Source organism: Paenibacillus sp. 01T422, assembly GCF_056398785.1.
The window spans coordinates 1-3,043 of the sequence record NZ_JBFTQB010000807.1 but is presented as its reverse complement, the minus strand read 5'-3'; the positions used below and the strand labels follow the sequence as shown (position 1 = coordinate 3,043).

Below are 3,043 nucleotides of genomic sequence, written 5' to 3'. Positions count from 1 at the left end.
GTCCAATACAATCTGCAAGATCGTTTAGCTGCTCAATCGTCTCCTGGGAACAATCCAGCATCATATGCCCCATGTAACAAGCTAATCGGAACAGAGATCCTGATTTCTCTTGAGTCATTAGTAAATAGTCATCAGCCGATGTTGCCGTATTCATCACATCTTTGTACTGTCCTTTAACCGATCGAGTAATGATATGCGTAATTTCTATCAACACTTTTTCATTAATCTGCATATGTCCCAACTCACTGACAAAACCTAAAAGCATGACAAAGATTGTGTGTAAGGTATCGGCTTGCGAGCATTGCATCCACGGCTTGCCTACTTGATCTTGGTCTTGTATATCATCAATAATATYAGAGATTAGAACGATAAGCTCCGTCAAAGCAGCATATCGCTGAATATCAGGTGAGGTTCCTCCAAACATGTAGTGGGTGTATAGCGTAATTTCTCCCCATGTTCTATCTTCTTTCACTTTACTTACAAGGAATGATTTGAACAACTGATTTAAATCCTCAGAACGAATATATTCATCCACAACCCGATACAAATGCTCCTGAATGTTACTTTCCAATCTCCCTACTCCTTGCCTTTATGCATAGTATTTACTTTTTATAAACTTTTCCATCGCTTCTGTCCTAGATTTAACACCTAATTTATCATAGATTTTCCTTAGATAATTATCGACTGTGCGTTTGCTCATATAAATTTGTTCCGCTATCTGCTCGTGTGTAGCTCCTTTCACTAACATACTTAACATGTGAACCTCTTCTTCAATTAGCATAAAACTTTCCTGATCATGCTCATGTACTTCCAATAGTTGCATCTGATGAAAATACGCGATAGGCAGCATCGTCTGACCTTCCAAAATGCAATTAACCATGTTAATTATCGTACGTTCACTTGACTCTTTCGATAAAACACCACTAACTTTAATCTCAATTAGCCTATTAAAAATGCCTTTTAATTCTATCCCAGTAAAAATAACAATATGTGTGTGTGGATATCTGCACTTAATCGCTGCCGCGACTTCTGTACCTGTTTGATCAGGAAGCTGATAGTCAAGGAAAACGAGGCCAGGCCGATACCTTTCTATTTGCTCTAAACATTGTTTAGCATCACTGGCAACAGCAACAACCTCAATGCGGTCTATTTGTTCTAGCAACGCTTTAGTTGCTCGTGCAAATAGTGGGTGATCATCTACTACGATCGTTTTGACAACCTCACTCATGCAGGAATGACCTCCCCAATCGGAATCCATATTTTAAATGTAGTACCGATTCCTTTACCTGTCGTTATATCCACTTGGCCACCCATATGCATAATTCTGCTTTTCATTTGTTCAATTCCCATGCCAGAAGCACCGATCTCTTTCTGGATTTCTGCCCCATACCCGTTGAAACCAACACCATCATCCTCATAGTTTAAGCAAAAATAGTGCTGGTTTTCTTCGATTGTAAATACTACCTTACTCGCTTGTGAATGTTTCTTGGCATTATTTAGCAATTCCTGCACGATTCTAAAGATATGGCGTTTCGTCGGCAAATCTTTCTCTTCAATGATAGAAACGGCACCTATTTCAACAGAAAGCATGAACGGTGTTGTATAAGATTCCTTATCGACATACATTTTCAGAGTCTGAATCAGACCTATCTCTTTTAGCAAATGGGGATTTAGTTCAAAACAACTCTGGCGCAAGCTCGCATTAATCATATCGACGAAATTATTCATGCTAGTAAGTTGTTCCTGATCTGACTTATCCAAATTACCATTTTCGGCAATGGTGGATATTCTTCTTTTGAGGAAAAAGAGATCCTGCATCGTCGTATCGTGCAAATCCGTCGCAATCCGCATCCGTTCTTCTTCCTGTAAATCAAACATCAGCTTGCGAAACCATTGAATATCTTGCGCATTGGTTTCATGAGGAAGCTGCGCTGCAAACTGCTGAAGATTTAGCGTAAGCTTGCGGATTAAGTGCACATTTTCCAAACTGACTTCCAGATAGGAGGTAATGAGTTGAAGCCACTGCTTCTCTTCCCTTGAAAGATACGTATTTGTTTTCTTCCGCGTTACCACAAGATAACTGCAATACGATTCATGATTGTTCATCTCAAGGCTTGTATAGTTAGGGGCGACCATTAAAGTATTCGTATCAACATGCCGCCGAATTTCTTCAATATCTACTTCCCCTTCATAAATAATTTCTACCTCATCTTTGTACTGAAAAACAATAGCTCCGCCAGTAACCTGCAATGTACTAACAATATCTACAAGAACAATATCTTTTAATTCCCGAAAGCTAGAAATTGTGCCCAGGTTTTTCGAGATTTTCTTCAAAGCGCTCTGTAGAATATGCTTCCTTGGGAATAGAAAAGGTTCTAGTTTGGTGGTCCAATACTCTGCAGCATACAAAGCTAAGGTGATTAGAAACATAGAACCGCCAAATATGTATAACACTTGTTTTTCGTCCGTTATCTCATCAAATAGAGAGACATATAATCCTGTAAAAAGCGTAACGGGTATAATGGCTATCAGACCAGCAAACATGATACGTCTGATTACTAGTCCAAAATCGTATAATTGGTTAGAAGCTATTAAATAGGCGAAAGAAATAGGGAAAAGCAATAACATCCAATTTGTAAAAATGGCGTTTAACATAGACTTACCTGTTAACAATTGCGGTAAAAATGAAAGACATATAACGGGTAAAAAAGATATTAACCATGCTAACCAAATGCTTTTAATAATGCTTGAGATATAAGATTGTTGTTTCCTAACTTTGAGATATTGAGTTGTAATAAGATACATATTTACGAAAAATCCACCGATGAAAAATGCAAGAGTGATCGATTTGTCATATTGATAGACCTCATAAGTCAAAGAGGGGTGAAAGTAAAGGCTCCTTAAACAAAGTGCAAAGGCAACAAGACCATACCCATATTTCAACATCCACATTGGCAATTTTATATCGCCTTTTTCTTTAAAGAAAACGATTAGAAAATGCAAAAATATAACTGGCAGCAGCATCATGAACGTAGTTATTAAT

General features: G+C 38.0%; 3 protein-coding genes. All 3 read right to left on the bottom strand.

Features of this window, described 5'->3' with window-relative positions; genetic code table 11:
- On the bottom strand, positions 1-571 hold a 571-nt coding region (locus tag AC1DUA_RS31595), incomplete at its 3' end, for a polyprenyl synthetase family protein (protein WP_477503511.1).
- Between the two features lie 18 nt (positions 572-589).
- Positions 590-1,228, bottom strand: coding sequence for a response regulator (locus AC1DUA_RS31590; protein ID WP_477503510.1), 639 nt, complete (start codon positions 1,226-1,228; stop codon positions 590-592).
- The coding region (locus AC1DUA_RS31585; protein WP_477503509.1) for a sensor histidine kinase at positions 1,225-3,043 on the bottom strand (1,819 nt) is incomplete at its 5' end. The genes AC1DUA_RS31585 and AC1DUA_RS31590, both read right to left, overlap by 4 nt.